Here is a 13881-nt window from a genome sequence, read left to right as displayed (position 1 = left end):
GAAAGTGGCGTCGGTTTTGTGAGAATTCGCTCGTCAATCCGCTGGACATCTCGTTCGACCTGATGTTGCATTGAAACCACGCGGTCGGAGCCCGCAACCCTGACTCCGCCGGCCGCGCCGCTCAACCTGAACCTGGGGGTGATCGCCATCGTCGACAGCCCCTCGCGCGCATCGGCGGTCACCCCGCGCCGCAGCTTTTTCGGGGTCATCGGCGCGCTGCTGGGCGGGCTTGCGCTCAGTGCGGTCATCGCGCTTCTCGTTGCTGTCGCTGTGGCACCACCGCTCGCGCTGACCGGGGTGGCGGCGGCAAACACCATCAATGACTTTGAGAACCTCCCCGACTACCTGGCGATCGGCCAGCTCTCACAAAAGAGCAACATCTACGCCACTCAGAACGACGGCACTCCGGTTCTCCTTGCCTCGTTCTACGACCAGAACAGGGTTGAAGTGACGACGGCTCAGATCAGTCAGTACGCGAAGGATGCGGCAATTGCCGGAGAAGATCCCCGATTCTACGAACATGGCGGAATCGATATGCAGGGAACGCTCCGGGCGATCGCGAGCACCGTGTCCGGCGGCGAAACCCAGGGCGGGTCGTCAATCACTCAGCAGTATGTCAAGAATGTGCTCGTGCAGAAATGCGAGACACTGTCCGACGAGAAGCAGCGAGACAACTGCTACAACGCGGCCACAGAGACGAGCGCCGATCGCAAGCTCAAAGAGATGCGCCTGGCGATCGGGGTGGAGAAGAAGTTCAGCAAAGACGAAATCTTGCAGGGCTATCTGAACATCACGGGCTTCGGCGGCACTGTCTACGGCATTGAGGCAGCGGCCAACTACTACTTCGGTGTGAGCGCCGCAGCCCTGACGTTGCCGCAAGCGGCAAGCCTGGTCGCGATCGTGAACAACCCGGTCAAGTTCCAACTCGACGAACCCGACAGCGCCAGCAATGGCGCAGCCAACGGCTATGCCGCCAATGCCGCCCGACGCAACTACATTCTCGGCCAGATGCTCAAGTACACGAAGATCACCCCCGCCGAGTACGCCGCGGCGGTCGCCGCCCCGGTCGAACCGTCAATTCACGAGCCGAGTACCGGATGCCAGACGGCCGGGGACCAGGCGTATTTCTGCGACTACGTGGCACATGTTCTGCAGAACGATCCGACATTCGGCGAGGACGCCGACACCCGCATGATGAATTTCCGGCGGGGCGGCTACAACGTCTACACGACTCTCGACCTCGACCTGCAGGGCGCGGCCGTCGCCGCGCTGCGGGCCAACGTTCCGATGACCTATCCGGGTTGGGACGTCGGCGGCGTCGTGACCAGCGTTCAAGTGGGAACCGGGCGTGTGCTCGACATGGCGCAGAACAAGATCTACAGCCAAGACCCTGCGGTGCTCTCGACCGGGGCTGACTACACCAGCATCAACTACAACACCGACTTCGACTACGGCGGATCCAGTGGATTCCAGCCGGGGTCGACCTACAAAATCTTCACCCTGGGGGAGTGGCTGAAAGAGGGTCACTCGCTGAATGAACGCGTCGACTCCCGCGTGAAGGCCAACTGGGGCACGTTCCAGGACAGTTGCCTGGGGCCGCAAAACTATGACAGCGAACACTGGTCTCCGAAGAACGACGACTCATCGGAGACCGGCTCCAACTACACGGCGCTGCAGTCAACGATCAAGTCAATTAACACTGGGTACATCGGGATGGCGAAGAAGCTCGACCTCTGCGGCATCCGCAAGACGGCGGAGTCGTTCGATGTGCACCGAGCCGACGGGGCAGCACTCGACCAGAACGCCTCGGCGGTGATCGGCACCAACGAGATCGCGCCACTCAGCATCGCCGTCGCGTTCGCCGGCATCGCGAACAACGGCATCACCTGCTCGCCGATCGCGATCGACAAGATCGTCGGACCCACCGGCGAAGATGTACCGGTGCCGAAATCGACCTGCACCCAGTCGGTGTCACCGACGGTCGTCGCCGACATGGACTACGCACTGCAGGCGGTCATGTCGAGCGGTACTGCCCAGCAGTCCTGGCAGAACACCACTCCGCGCGTTCCGCTGATCGGCAAGACCGGAACGACCGACGGCAACAAAGACACCTGGATGAGCGGCGCAAGCACGAAGGTCGCCACGGTCGCGGCCGTTGTCAGTGTGTCAGGGGATGCGAACCAAAGGCGAACCTATTTCGACAGCGGGCAAGCTGCGACAGCCCGGCACCGTATGTGGCCGATGGTGATGTCTGTCGCAAACGCAAAGTATGGCGGCGAGAGTTTTCCGGTTAGCTCGCAGAGCGCCCCCGACACGTCCGAGAAAAAGGACGGCGGGTAGATTCGCCTCCGCGAGTGATCGAGATCGGGGGGAAGTCGCTCACCGAAAGAATTCTTCTCTCACCACTAACGAATGTCGCCGGGGTGCCGATCGTTGCATGTGAAGGCCCATGGATGGGCCGGTTTTCACATTGACCCACTCACGGAGGAATTTACAATGGGCATGCAGATCAACACCAACATTGCGGCGAACAACTCATACCGCAACCTGTCAAACACGCAGAACGACCTGGGCAAGTCGCTGGAGAAGCTGTCCAGCGGTTTCCGCATCAACCGCGCAGCGGATGACGCAGCAGGTCTGGCAATCTCCGAAGGTCTGCGTTCGCAGGTCGGTGGCCTGACGGTCGCCGCTCGCAACGCCCAGGACGGCATCTCGGTCATCCAGACCGCTGAAGGCGCCCTGACCGAGGTTCACTCCATCCTGCAGCGCGTTCGTGACCTGGCTGTTCAGGCCGGTAGCGACTCGAACAACGCTGACTCGCGCGCCGCCATTGCAACCGAGGTCACTGCCCTGGGCAAGGAACTCACCCGCATCAGCGAGTCGACGAACTTCAACGGCATCAAGCTGCTCGACGCAGCGAAGACGCTGACGTTCCAGGTTGGCGCCGGCGCCTCCGCAACTGCTGACCAGGTCGCCGTAACCACGGCGGATGTCGCTGCAATCGGCACCACGGTTTCCGGCCTCACGGCTACCGGGTTCGCGAGCGCGGCAGCTGTCGTCGGTGTCGGTGGAACAATCGAGACGCTCGACGCCCAGATCAAGTCGGTCTCGACCGCTCGCTCGGAGCTTGGTGCAAGCCAGAACCGATTCGAGTCGACGATCAAGAGCCTCAACGTCTCCAAGGAGAACCTGTCGGCTGCTGAGTCACGCATCCGCGACACGGACATGGCCGAAGAAATGGTCAAGTACACCCGTGCGAACGTTCTGTCACAGGCCGGTACCGCCATGCTCGCGCAGGCGAACCAGTCCAACCAGGGCGTTCTGCAGCTCCTCCGCTAAATCTGAGGCAGCACGCATGACCGTGTGAGAGCGCGGAAGACAACGGCTGGTGGTGGCCGCGGATGAATTCGATTTCAGCCGCGACCGCCACCAGCCATTCGCATCGACGCGGAGTGCTTCGAGCGGCAATGGTTCACAGAACAAGACAGATCTCACGGAACGAAACTGAGGAGAATCCCGGATGGCGTCGTCACTTGCGGTAGATGGACTGATCAGCGGCCTGAAGACCACGGAGCTGATCAATTCGCTGATGGCGGTCGAGCAGATTCCACAGACTCTCCTCAAGAACAAGGTTGCGACCTCGCAGGCCTACATCACTGCGTTGCAGTCGTTGAATGCCAAGGTCGCGTCGCTCTCCGAACTTGCGGGGAAGATGGCGAAGCCTGACTCGCTCTCCCTCAACTCGGCGACAAGCAGCTCGACCAAGGTGTCAGTGACTGCGGCGCCCGGCGTTGCCGCCGGCCAACTCGACCTCACCGTCAACGCTCTCGCCCAGGCTCAGAAGTCGGTAACCGGCATCATGCAGCAATGGCCGGAGACGCCGCCCGTTCTGACGATCACCGGCAAAGACGGAGTCGCGCACACGATCACTGCCAACTCAGCGTCGCTCGATGACGTCGTCTCGGCGGTCAACAAGTCTGATTCCGGAGTCACCGCGACGAAGGTCTCGGTGGGTGGCGGAAGCTTCCGCATCCAGTTCACGTCGAAGACCGTCGGCGAGGACGGCGCGTTCAGCGTGTCGACAGCCAGCGTGGCGCCCGAGCTGGCACTGACCGAGATTCAGAAGGCGAGCGACGCGTCGATCACCATCTGGGCCGGAACTCCCGCCGCCCAGATCATCACGTCGAAGACGAACACGTTCGCCGATGTGCTGCCCGGCGTCTCGGTCACCGTGTCTGGGGTCAGCGTCGATCCCGTCACAATCAGCATCACCCGTGACGATGAGGCGAATAGCAAAGCCGCAGGTGCGCTGGTTGCAGCCCTGAGCGAAATCTTCGCTGAAATCGCCGCCAAGGCAGCGATCACGACGAAGACCGATGCGTCGGGAAGCACAACGACCACCGGGGGCCCGTTCACGGGTGACAGCACGGTGCGTGACGCGAAACAGAAGATCATTTCGGCGGCCACGGCGCCCGTCAACGGCAAGTCGCCCTCGGAATTCGGTATCGTGATCACGAAGAAGGGCACCGTCGAATTCGACGCCGACAAGTTCAAAGCGGCGATGCTGAAGGACCCCGTGGCAACTCAAGCCGCGGCGCAGGAAATTGCGGCGCGCGTTGCCGCAGCGGGAAAGATCGTCTCTGATAAGTACGACGGCACCCTGAGCACCAAGATCACCGGCCAGGAATCAGAGGTCAAGATCCTGGGCAATCAGGTCGACAGCTGGGATCGGCGGCTGACCTCGCGGCGGTCAAGCCTGGAACGAATCTATTCTTCGCTTGAGGTACAGCTGAGCCGGCTGAACTCGCAGCAGAACTACATCTCGTCGCAGCTCGCAAGCCTGAACAACTAATGCTGCGGATGAACAACACGGTCAACGCGCAGCGTTCCCAGTACAACCGCGACGTGATTCTCACGGCCTCACCGGCGCGGTTGCTCACCATGCTCTATGACCGGCTGCTGCTTGACCTCGGTCGTGCCGAGGCCGCGCAACTCGCGTCGAACTGGGCCGCCTCCACCGAGAACCTGCTTCACGCTCAGGACATCGTCGCCGAACTCAGTTCGTCGCTGGATGTCGACGCCTGGGATGGCGCCGACGGGCTGCTGGCCGTCTACAACTACGTCTCGAACGCACTGATCAGCGCCAACGTCGATCGCGATGTCGAGCGGACGCGCGAGAGCATCGCCCTACTCGAGCCGCTGCGGACTGCCTGGCATGAAGCCGCGATGCAGCTGCCGGCACCGGCGACTGCACCTGCCGTCTCGGCCCATCCAGAATTCGCCACCGGAAACCTCGGCGTTGGCTGAATTCCCCCAGAACTCGCAGTCGGACCACGGTGCCTGGGTAGCCCTGCTCGACGAGCTGGAAGCCAGTTTGGGGGAAGCGGCACTCGGTGCGTCAGGCGCGGCGGCTGAATCTACTTCGTCGGCGTGGACGCCGCCGCAGGGACTCGGTCCGATTCCGGGAGACCTCGTCGACCGAGCCAGGGACATCCTGGGCGGCCAGCGTGAACTGATCTCTGAACTTCTGGGCGAACGCCGAGCGGTCGGAGAGCAGCTCGCCGCGTTGCGCCAGGTTCCCGCGCCCCAGTCACAGGCCGTCTACCTCGACATCACCGGGTAACTCGCTGGATCTTTTCGGAAGTCTTCCTAACGCATCCTCGAAATCAACCGATAGCAAACTGTGAGCACGGATCGCTCACTTCTTGGCCACGGATCGGCCGCGTTACTTCTTACCTGAGACGGGTATACATTGTTCGATTCCGTGACCGCAGTTGCTTTGGGCAGCGCTCTTGACGGTTTGTCGGCGCGTCAGCGCGCGATTGCCAACAACATCGCGAACGTCAATACGCCGAACTACCACGCTCAGCGAGTGCAGTTCGAAGATGCGCTCGCGCAGTCGGTGAGCCGGGGAGACGGCCACGTCACCGCCACGACCGCACGGTCGCTGGAACCGACGCAGTTGAACGGCAACAACGTCAACCTCGATACCGAGACGCTCTCCAACGTCGACACGGTGCTGCGGTTTCAGTTCGCCTCACAGGCGATCAACGGGCAATTCACGTCAATGCGCACGGCGATGCGGAGCAACTGATGACTTTTGATGCGATCGGGATCGCTGGAAGCGCCTTGAGCGTGCACCGCAAATGGCTCGACGCGGTTTCCGACAATCTGGCCAACATCAACACCGGAACCTCAACCGATGGCGCCGCCTTCCAGGCCCGTTACATCGCGGTGCAGGCCGGCGAAGGAACAAGCGGCGTCTACGTGAAGGGCGCCGCCTACGGCGACCCGGAGGGGCGTCTGGCGTATGAGCCGACGAACCCCCTCGCCGACGCCAAGGGGTACGTGCGCTATCCCGACATCGACATGGGATCGCAGATGAGCCAGCTCATTCTTGCCCAGCGCGGTTACCAAGCCAATGCGGCAGTGGTCGACCGGGCCAAAGCCAGCTACGAAGCAGCACTTCAGATCGGACGTTCCTAATGACCATCGATGCCATCTCCGCCGTGAGCGGTGTGAGCGGAACCGGATCGCTCTCGTTCGTGAACGAACCGCGTGCCACCGACGGTTCCGGCTTTGCCAACTCCCTCGCCGGCGCGATCGACGGCGCACAGGCGCTGCAGGCCGAGTCGAAGACGTTGGCCATTCAGGCCGTCACCGGAAACCTCGATGACATTCACAACGCCACCCTCGCCTCGTCGCGGGCTCAGGTGACGCTTGAGCTGGTCGCCGCCGTGCGCAATAAGGGCGTTGACGCCTTCAACGAGATCATGAGGATGCAGGCCTAGTGCAACAGAAACTCTCCGCGGCTTTCTCGCGCGCACAGGGGGTCGTCGGCGGGTTCACTGCAGCGCAGCGCACCGTGACAATCATCGGAATCGCTGTCTTGGTCTTGGGCGCGATCGCGCTCGGAACCTGGGCGACGAAGCCGCAACTCACACCACTCTTTTCAGGGCTGAGCGCCGCTGACGCCAACACCATCGTCGAGCAGTTGCGCAGCGAAAAGGTGCAGTTCGAACTCACCAACGGTGGTTCGACGATTCTGGTTCCCGAAGCGGATGTCTACACGCAACGGTTGACTGCGGCGGCAGCCGGAATGCCCTCATCGTCGACGGGCGGCTACGCGCTGCTCGATGAGATGGGTGTCACCACCAGCGAATTCCAGCAGTCGGTCACCTACAAGCGCGCGCTCGAAGGAGAGCTTGCCGCGACGATCGGGGCGATGAAAGGCGTGAAGCTCGCCTCGGTCAAACTGGCGATTCCCGAAGAAACCGTTTTTGTCTCGACCAAGCAAGACCCGACGGCATCCGTTTTCGTCGAGACGCAGAACGGGGTGACGCTCTCGACCGATCAGGTCACTGCGATCGTGCACCTGACGAGCGCGTCGATCGAGGGTATGAAAGCGACCGATGTCGCGGTCATCGACGCGAATGGCACGGTGCTTTCTGCCGTCGGCACCGGAGCAACCGGGTCGTCAGACAAGCAGACCGCGGCGTATGAGGGTCGCGTGCAATCGGCCGTGCAGACCATGCTCGATCGCATCGTCGGGGCCGGGAACTCAACCGTTGCCGTGTCGGCGACGATCAGTTCTGAAACTGCTGAGGTGTTGACCGAGACGTTCACGCAGACCCCGGATGTCGCCCCGCTCAGTGAGAAGCGCGACACCGAGACGTACACCGGCGGTGCTGGCCCCACTGCCGGCGTGCTCGGTCCCGACAACATTGCTGTTCCCGGTGGTGCCGGCGGCGATGGTACCTACAACTCTGAGAAGACTGTGCGGGACAACGCGGTGAACAAGGTGTCGGAGACGCGCACGGTTCCGGCCGGCGCCGTCGCCCGCCAGACCGTGTCAGTGGCGCTCAACGAAGCCGCGGCGAAGGGCGTCAACAACGCCGACGTCATTGCCCTCGTCACTGCTGCGGCCGGAATCGACCCGGCTCGGGGGGATGCCGTCACGGTGCAGACCGTCGGCTTCAACACGGAAGCAGCGACCGGGGCCAAGGAGGCCCTCGTCGCGGCGGAAGAGTCGGCCGCGGCCGATCGCACCGCCGAGCTGATCCGCACCGGAATCATTGCCCTGGCCATCGCCATCCCGGTCATCATCGCGCTCATTCTCTTCATGCGCCGATCAAAGCAGCAGCGCAAGCCGATCGAGCTGGCCGAGTTCGACGGTCTCGGCACGGCGACCGAAGTTCTTCCCGAGATTCCACACCGCGCCATCGAGACCACGCCGCCTCCCATCCTGTTGCCGGAGCCAGAGCCGAACAGCATGGACTTGAACCGGCGCTCAATTTCGCAGATGGCCAGCCAGAACCCTGAGAAGACCGCTGCGCTCCTGCGCGGTCTGATGGATGAGAGGCACGGCGCATGAGTGAGTCCACCGTGCTGACCGGCACGCAGAAGGTCGCCGTCGTCCTGATGAACCTCGAAGGCAGCGTTGCCGCCTCAGTGATGGCCCAGTTCACCGAGGCTGAGGCAACCGACATCACGGCCGAGATCGTTCGCCTGCGTCGGGTCGACCCCGACGTCGCCGAGAGCACCCTCGCCGAGTTCAACGACATCGTGTCCCATGGACGCCTTGCCGCACGTGGAGGCACCGATTTCGCCACCGGTCTGCTCGAGCTTTCGTTCGGTGCGGAGCGAGCCGCCGGCGTGATGAGCCGGGTAGCGTCGAACATGGCCGGCAAGGCTTTCGAATTTCTCGACAGCGCGGAGCCCGGCCAGATCGGGAGTCTGCTCGACGGTGAAATGGCGCAGACCATTGCACTCGTGGTCGCCCACCTGCGCCCGGCGCAGGCGTCTGCGGTGCTGGCCGGTTTGCCCGACGAGTTGCGCACCGATGTGGCGCAGTGCATCGCCACCATGACCAGCGCAACGCCAGAGGCCGTGGCGATCGTTGCCACGAGCCTGAAGTCGCGAGCAGCAGCAGTCGTTGCGCCCCAGAACTCGCTGGAGGTCGTCGGCGGTGTCCAACCGCTCGTCGACATCATCAACCGCGCCGATGTGGCCACCGAACGCGCCCTCCTCGAGGGCCTCGACGCGCGCGATCCCGCGCTGGCCGAGGAGATTCGCTCGCGGCTGCTCACCTTCGCCGACATCGTCAAGCTTGAGGCCCGCGACGTTCAGAACGTGTTGCGCGGCTTCGACATGGCCGTGCTCGCCATCGCGATGAAGGGATCGGCCGAAGCGGTGCAGCAGAAGATCAGGGAGAACCTGTCTGAGCGCAACCGCGAGCTGTTGGCCGATGAACTCGAGGCCATGGGCCCGGCACGTCGTTCCCAGATCGAGGAAGCCAGGGCCGATGTCGTGCGCTCCATCCGCGAGCTGGAGCAGAGCGGCACGATTACGATTCACCGCAGTGACGAAGATGCCTTCGTTGAGTAGTTCCGGCTTCACCGCCGTGCGCTTTCCGACCATCCACAATGCGGATGCGGAGCGAGAACAAGCGGCGGCCCGCCACCAGGGGCACGCCGCCGGGTACGCGGAGGGCCTGCGCGCAGCGGAACGCGCGTTCGCCGTGACTGTCGCGGAGCACGAGGCCAGAGTCGCGGCCGAACGCGAGCAGCAGGCCGAGCGTCTGCAGAAGGCGATGGGCGTGCTGGCGGCGGCGACCCAGGCACTGAACACTCGACTTGCACCGGTCATCACCTCGGTTGAGGATTCACTCGCCGCGGCTGGACTGGACTTGGCCGAGGCTATCCTCGGCGCCGAACTGCAGTCGGGGGAGGCCTCGGCGCGAGCCGCGCTTCGTCGCGCTCTCGAACACCCGGACGTCGCCGAAGCCACCGTCATTCGACTTCACCCGAGCGACCACGAGCTCCTCGACGACGCCGGCCTCCTCCACGATGCCGGGCTCCTGGCCGGCGACGCTCGATTCCGTGCCGACCCGAGCCTCGCTCAGGGCGATGCGATCGTCGATCTCCCCGTCGGCTTTCTCGATGCGCGCATCTCGACCGCTCTCGCCCGGGTCCGCCAGGAACTGGGCGCCCGATGACAACGACTGCATTCCGCCCGCATCCCGTCCGGTTCGGTGATGCAGTGCGTGCCGCCGCACCGGAGCGGGTGGGAATCGTCACCGCCGTGCTCGGATTGAGTGTGGACGTTGCGGGTCTTCGCTCTGCCGTCGGTGATCTGGTCACGATCGGTGACGAGACGCGTGTCGACGCCGAGGTCGTCGCCACGACGGCGGACGGTGTGCGCTGCATGCCGCTCGGACGCCTCGATGGAATCTACGCCGGTTGCGCCGTACGATCGACCGGAAAACCGGTCCTCGTGCCTACCGGAGCCGGGCTCTTCGGCCGGGTGCTCGACGGGCTCGGGCGTCCGATCGATGGACTCGGCCCCCTCGATGTCGCCGGCTTCGTCTCGCTCGGCAACGAGTCTCCGTCGGTTATGCTGCGGCGTCGAATCGACACGCCGGTGCAGTTGGGCGTGCGTGTGCTCGACACGCTCACGACGGTCGGGCGCGGCCAGCGGATGGGGCTTTTCGCCGGCTCGGGGGTCGGAAAGTCCTCGCTGCTCTCGATGATTGCCCGTGGCACCGACGCCGAAGTGTCAGTGATCGCTTTGGTGGGGGAGCGTGGGCGCGAGGTACGGGAGTTCCTCGAAGACGACCTCGGCCCGGACGGTCTTGCCCGGTCCGTCGTGGTTGTCGCGACCTCCGACGAACCCGCGTTGATGCGCCTCCGAGCGGCCTTTGTGGCAACCCGCATCGCCGAATCCTTTCGTGACGACGGCGCCGACGTCATGTTGATGATGGACTCGGTTACTCGCGTGGCCATGGCACAACGAGAAATCGGACTCTCGGTCGGCGAGCCCCCAGCGACGCGCGGCTATCCGCCGTCGACGTTTTCGGTACTCGCCCAGCTTCTCGAACGCGCCGGCACCTCAGAAAACGGCTCGATCACCGGCATCTACACGGTGCTGGTCGAGGGTGACGATCACAATGAGCCGATCGCGGATGCCGCACGCTCGATCCTCGACGGGCACGTCATTCTCGACCGAGCGCTGGCGGTGATCGGACACTACCCGGCGGTCGACGCGCTGGGCTCGGTGTCGCGCGTCGCATCCAAGGTCATCGCATCGGAACAGACCAGTCTCGCCAATGCGCTGCGCACGGTGATGGCCGCCCGAAAGAACGCTCAGGACCTGATCGATATCGGAGCGTACCGACCGGGCACCAACCCACTGGTCGATGCGGCGCTGACTCACCAAGACGCCATTGAGGCATTTCTTCGGCAAACCATGAACGATTTCACACCCGCCGACGAAGCCTGGCGTCGTCTGGCCGGACTTGTGTCGAACTGGGGAGGTTCCTGATGGCGTTTTCACTGGCCGGGCTTCTGCGTCTGCGCCACCTCGAAGAGGATGAGGCAGGTCAGACCCTTGCCCGGGCCAATTCGCGTCTGGAAGAGAACTCAGCGCGTGAGGCTCAGATTCGCCGCAAGCTCGGTGGTGGCGATGACGAAGCCGCAAGCGTCGAGGTCTTGCGCGCCGTTGCCGCCGCGCGGGCGTCGTCCCGGTCGATGCTGGCCGAGCTTGAAGCGGTCGCCCGGGTGCAGCGTCAGGAAGCCGACGAAGCGCGCGCGGCTTTCGCTGCTGCCCGCACCAGATCGAAGGGCCTGGAACGTCTCGAAGAGAAGCACAACCTGGCCGTTGCCGTGGGCGAATTGCGCACTGAACAGAACGCGCTCGATGAAATCGCCTCCGGCGCGAGGGCACGAAGCAGAGAAGGAGCGTCCTAATGGCGATGATTGAGGCTGTATCTCGAATCGCGGAGATCGAGAATCGTGTGCTCGAGCTGACCGGCCGATCGATATCGGCTGACCGGGCCGTCAACGCCGCATCCTTCGATGCCGCGTTGGGCGCCGCGGGCGGAACGAAGCGAACGACCGGTGCCGGCACGAACCCCACCGCGACGGGCACCGGAACGGGGGTCAGCGGCGATGCGATCGTCGAGGCGGCCAAGAAGTACCTCGGTGTTCCGTATGTCTTCGGAGGCGAGGACGCCTCTGGAATGGATTGCTCCGGCCTCGTGCAGCGCGTGCTCGCCGACCTCGGCATCGATGCCCCCCGTGTCGTGAGCACCCAGCAGTCGATGGGCACGGAGGTCGGCTCGCTCGCCGACGCGCAGCCCGGTGACCTGATCGTCACTCACAACGCCGACCACATCGTGATCTATGCCGGCAACGGAATGATTATTCACGCCCCCTACGAGGGCCGCACGGTGTCACTGCAGAAGAACTACCTGACCGACGCTGACATTCAGACGATTCGACGAGTGGCCGCTCCCGCCGCCCCCGCGGCTGCGCCGAGCACAGCCTCGGCCGGCAGCCGGTCGATCGCAGGGAGCGACTCCCGGTCTTCTCTCTCACCGGAGACGATGAACAGCCTGATCACCTCGATGGGCGGCACGGCCAGCGCCTCGCCTTCCATCGCCGACCTCATCGCAGCCGCACAGATGTCGATGTTCGCGGGGAGCAAGGCATGACAATGACGCTTCCAACGACGCTTGCCCCTGCGCCCTCTCCGGCTGGTCGCACCAGCTCGTCGGCGTCGTCGGGGTCAGCCGCCGGTGCCGACGGCTTCGCTGCAGCGCTTCGCGACACCGCGATCAACGATTCACTCGGTGGTGCGCCGGAGCCCACGCAGGCGCAGGATCCCACAGCCCGCGACGGCGACGACAGTGCGCAGGGCGGCGGCACGGCAGACGACACAACGCAGGGTGGCGACCTGCCGCTTCAGGGAGCGTCGGCCGTCTCCGGCTCGGTCGTTTCCGCGCTGCTCGAGGGCATTCTCGGGGGCGGGTCGTTGACGGGTGATCCCGCTCCGGCCTCCACCGCAGTTTCGGGTGCCGCCGCGCCCACGAGTTCTGCCGCACAGGCACTCGCCGATGTGGCTGCCGGCGGACCAACCGGTGTGGGGGCGGGTACCGCGGCCCTGGCGACAACCCCAGCGGGCGCAGTTGAGGCAGGCCTGGCCCAGGCGGTCAGCGCGGATGCCGGTGCCGCCGGCGTTCGGACGGCACCGAAAGCGCAGGCTGCAGCTTCTGCTTCCGCCTCTGCCGCGAACTCACTCCTGACCATCGGATCCTCGGACGGTACGGGCGAAGCGCCGGCCGATCTGACCGGGTCAACCACCATCGCGTCGCCCGCCCCTGTCGGCGGTACAGTCGGCACTCCGTCTGCGACAGCACCGGTCGGTCAGGCTCCTGCGGGCGGCTCAGACACGACGACGGCGCCGGGGACGAACCCCGACTCTTCCGGTGCAGGCGCCGGTGCGGGAACCCCTGACGGGGCGGTCGTCGCACCCCGGGTCGAATCGACACCACCGACATCTGCAGATTCGACGGTGCAGCCCATCGCGGCGCCGACGGGAAGCGCTCCGACCGCCTCGGCGCCCGCAGTCTCCGCGGTGCCTGTCGCGGCTCACGCCGCTCCGGTTCCGCTGACCGAACAGGTGGCCAAACCGTTGCTCGCCCTGGTCGGTGCCGCCGACGGCGAGCACACGCTCACGATCACCGTGACGCCCGACAATCTAGGGCCGGTCACGGTGCGGGCGCATGTTGCCGGCGAACATATCCGAATCGAGCTGTTCGCGCCGAGCGCCGAAAGTCGCGACGCGCTGAAACAGATCCTCACGGATCTGAGACGGGACCTGGCATCGAACGGGTTCGGCGCGCAGCTCGACCTGTCGGGTAAGAACCAGCCGGACTCCGGCAGTGATAGGGGGACGGGGCGCCAGTTGCCTAACGAACCAGCGTCGCGCGGCCGACAGTTTGAGGCGGAGCAACACGCGCGCCGACCGGTCGGCGGCCCCACATCGATGCTCGATGTCCTCGCCTAACCGATACCCGCCGCGCACGAGCGTGCACAACGC

15 protein-coding genes are annotated in these 13881 nt (G+C 64.5%); all 15 read left to right on the top strand.

Translation table 11 applies throughout. The features are described from left to right. The first annotated feature begins 138 nt into the window (after positions 1–138). The 15 genes from AB4Y63_RS00430 (at position 139) to AB4Y63_RS00360 (ending at position 13848) form a co-directional block, all read left to right on the top strand. On the top strand, positions 139–2340 hold the full coding sequence (locus AB4Y63_RS00430) for a transglycosylase domain-containing protein (RefSeq protein WP_441789052.1): 2202 nt from the start codon (positions 139–141) through the stop codon (positions 2338–2340). A gap of 156 nt (positions 2341–2496) precedes the next feature. Then, on the top strand, positions 2497–3339 hold the full coding sequence (locus AB4Y63_RS00425) for a flagellin N-terminal helical domain-containing protein (protein WP_441789051.1): 843 nt from the start codon (positions 2497–2499) through the stop codon (positions 3337–3339). A 181-nt stretch (positions 3340–3520) separates the two neighbouring features. Further along, complete coding sequence (gene fliD, locus AB4Y63_RS00420) at positions 3521–4852, top strand: flagellar filament capping protein FliD (RefSeq protein WP_441789050.1); 1332 nt, start codon at positions 3521–3523, stop codon at positions 4850–4852. 8 nt (positions 4853–4860) lie between these two features. Then, positions 4861–5307 carry a flagellar export chaperone FliS gene (gene fliS, locus AB4Y63_RS00415; RefSeq protein WP_441789049.1) on the top strand — a complete coding sequence of 149 codons (447 nt, stop codon included), beginning with the start codon at positions 4861–4863 and terminating at the stop codon, positions 5305–5307. Then, entirely contained in the window at positions 5300–5623 is a 324-nt protein-coding gene (locus AB4Y63_RS00410; RefSeq protein ID WP_441789048.1) for a hypothetical protein, read from the top strand. Before fliS ends, AB4Y63_RS00410 begins: the two co-directional genes overlap by 8 nt. Positions 5624–5752: 129 nt before the next feature. Then, entirely contained in the window at positions 5753–6094 is a 342-nt protein-coding gene (flgB, locus tag AB4Y63_RS00405; RefSeq protein WP_441789047.1) for a flagellar basal body rod protein FlgB, read from the top strand. Further along, entirely contained in the window at positions 6094–6486 is a 393-nt protein-coding gene (locus tag AB4Y63_RS00400; protein WP_441789046.1) for a flagellar basal body rod protein FlgC, read from the top strand. Before flgB ends, AB4Y63_RS00400 begins: the two co-directional genes overlap by 1 nt. Then, the gene (gene fliE, locus AB4Y63_RS00395) at positions 6486–6791 is read left to right on the top strand and encodes a flagellar hook-basal body complex protein FliE (protein WP_441789045.1); all 306 of its coding nucleotides are present in this window, start codon (positions 6486–6488) and stop codon (positions 6789–6791) included. Before AB4Y63_RS00400 ends, fliE begins: the two co-directional genes overlap by 1 nt. Beyond that, positions 6791–8374, top strand: coding sequence for a flagellar basal-body MS-ring/collar protein FliF (fliF, locus tag AB4Y63_RS00390; protein WP_441789044.1), 1584 nt, complete (start codon positions 6791–6793; stop codon positions 8372–8374). The genes fliE and fliF overlap by 1 nt, the downstream gene beginning before the upstream one ends. After that, positions 8371–9387 carry a flagellar motor switch protein FliG gene (gene fliG, locus AB4Y63_RS00385; RefSeq protein WP_441789043.1) on the top strand — a complete coding sequence of 339 codons (1017 nt, stop codon included), beginning with the start codon at positions 8371–8373 and terminating at the stop codon, positions 9385–9387. Before fliF ends, fliG begins: the two co-directional genes overlap by 4 nt. Then, complete coding sequence (locus AB4Y63_RS00380) at positions 9371–9997, top strand: FliH/SctL family protein (protein ID WP_441789324.1); 627 nt, start codon at positions 9371–9373, stop codon at positions 9995–9997. The genes fliG and AB4Y63_RS00380 overlap by 17 nt, the downstream gene beginning before the upstream one ends. Then, positions 9994–11322 (top strand): FliI/YscN family ATPase, encoded by a 1329-nt coding sequence (locus AB4Y63_RS00375; RefSeq protein WP_441789042.1) that lies wholly within the window; start codon positions 9994–9996, stop codon positions 11320–11322. Before AB4Y63_RS00380 ends, AB4Y63_RS00375 begins: the two co-directional genes overlap by 4 nt. Continuing rightward, on the top strand, positions 11322–11747 hold the full coding sequence (locus tag AB4Y63_RS00370) for a flagellar FliJ family protein (protein ID WP_441789041.1): 426 nt from the start codon (positions 11322–11324) through the stop codon (positions 11745–11747). Before AB4Y63_RS00375 ends, AB4Y63_RS00370 begins: the two co-directional genes overlap by 1 nt. After that, complete coding sequence (locus tag AB4Y63_RS00365; protein WP_441789040.1) at positions 11747–12493, top strand: C40 family peptidase; 747 nt, start codon at positions 11747–11749, stop codon at positions 12491–12493. The genes AB4Y63_RS00370 and AB4Y63_RS00365 overlap by 1 nt, the downstream gene beginning before the upstream one ends. Next, on the top strand, positions 12490–13848 hold the full coding sequence (locus AB4Y63_RS00360) for a flagellar hook-length control protein FliK (RefSeq protein WP_441789039.1): 1359 nt from the start codon (positions 12490–12492) through the stop codon (positions 13846–13848). The genes AB4Y63_RS00365 and AB4Y63_RS00360 overlap by 4 nt, the downstream gene beginning before the upstream one ends. Positions 13849–13881 lie beyond the last annotated feature (33 nt).

The organism is Leifsonia sp. YAF41 (assembly GCF_052113185.1).
GTDB lineage: Bacteria > Actinomycetota > Actinomycetes > Actinomycetales > Microbacteriaceae > Cryobacterium.
This window is presented reverse-complemented; position numbering and strand designations above follow the sequence as displayed.

Excerpts from the sequence above, each read along its gene's own strand:
- AB4Y63_RS00370 (WP_441789041.1), top strand. The coding sequence starts at position 11,322 with ATGGCGTTTTCACTGGCCGGGCTTCTGCGTCTGCGCCACCTCGAAGAG.
- fliD (WP_441789050.1), top strand. The coding sequence starts at position 3,521 with ATGGCGTCGTCACTTGCGGTAGATGGACTGATCAGCGGCCTGAAGACC.
- AB4Y63_RS00425 (WP_441789051.1), top strand. The coding sequence starts at position 2,497 with ATGGGCATGCAGATCAACACCAACATTGCGGCGAACAACTCATACCGC.
- AB4Y63_RS00375 (WP_441789042.1), top strand. The coding sequence starts at position 9,994 with ATGACAACGACTGCATTCCGCCCGCATCCCGTCCGGTTCGGTGATGCA.
- AB4Y63_RS00365 (WP_441789040.1), top strand. The coding sequence starts at position 11,747 with ATGGCGATGATTGAGGCTGTATCTCGAATCGCGGAGATCGAGAATCGT.
- fliE (WP_441789045.1), top strand. The coding sequence starts at position 6,486 with ATGACCATCGATGCCATCTCCGCCGTGAGCGGTGTGAGCGGAACCGGA.
- AB4Y63_RS00360 (WP_441789039.1), top strand. The coding sequence starts at position 12,490 with ATGACAATGACGCTTCCAACGACGCTTGCCCCTGCGCCCTCTCCGGCT.
- AB4Y63_RS00380 (WP_441789324.1), top strand. The coding sequence starts at position 9,371 with ATGCCTTCGTTGAGTAGTTCCGGCTTCACCGCCGTGCGCTTTCCGACC.
- fliS (WP_441789049.1), top strand. The coding sequence starts at position 4,861 with ATGAACAACACGGTCAACGCGCAGCGTTCCCAGTACAACCGCGACGTG.
- AB4Y63_RS00400 (WP_441789046.1), top strand. The coding sequence starts at position 6,094 with ATGACTTTTGATGCGATCGGGATCGCTGGAAGCGCCTTGAGCGTGCAC.
- fliG (WP_441789043.1), top strand. The coding sequence starts at position 8,371 with ATGAGTGAGTCCACCGTGCTGACCGGCACGCAGAAGGTCGCCGTCGTC.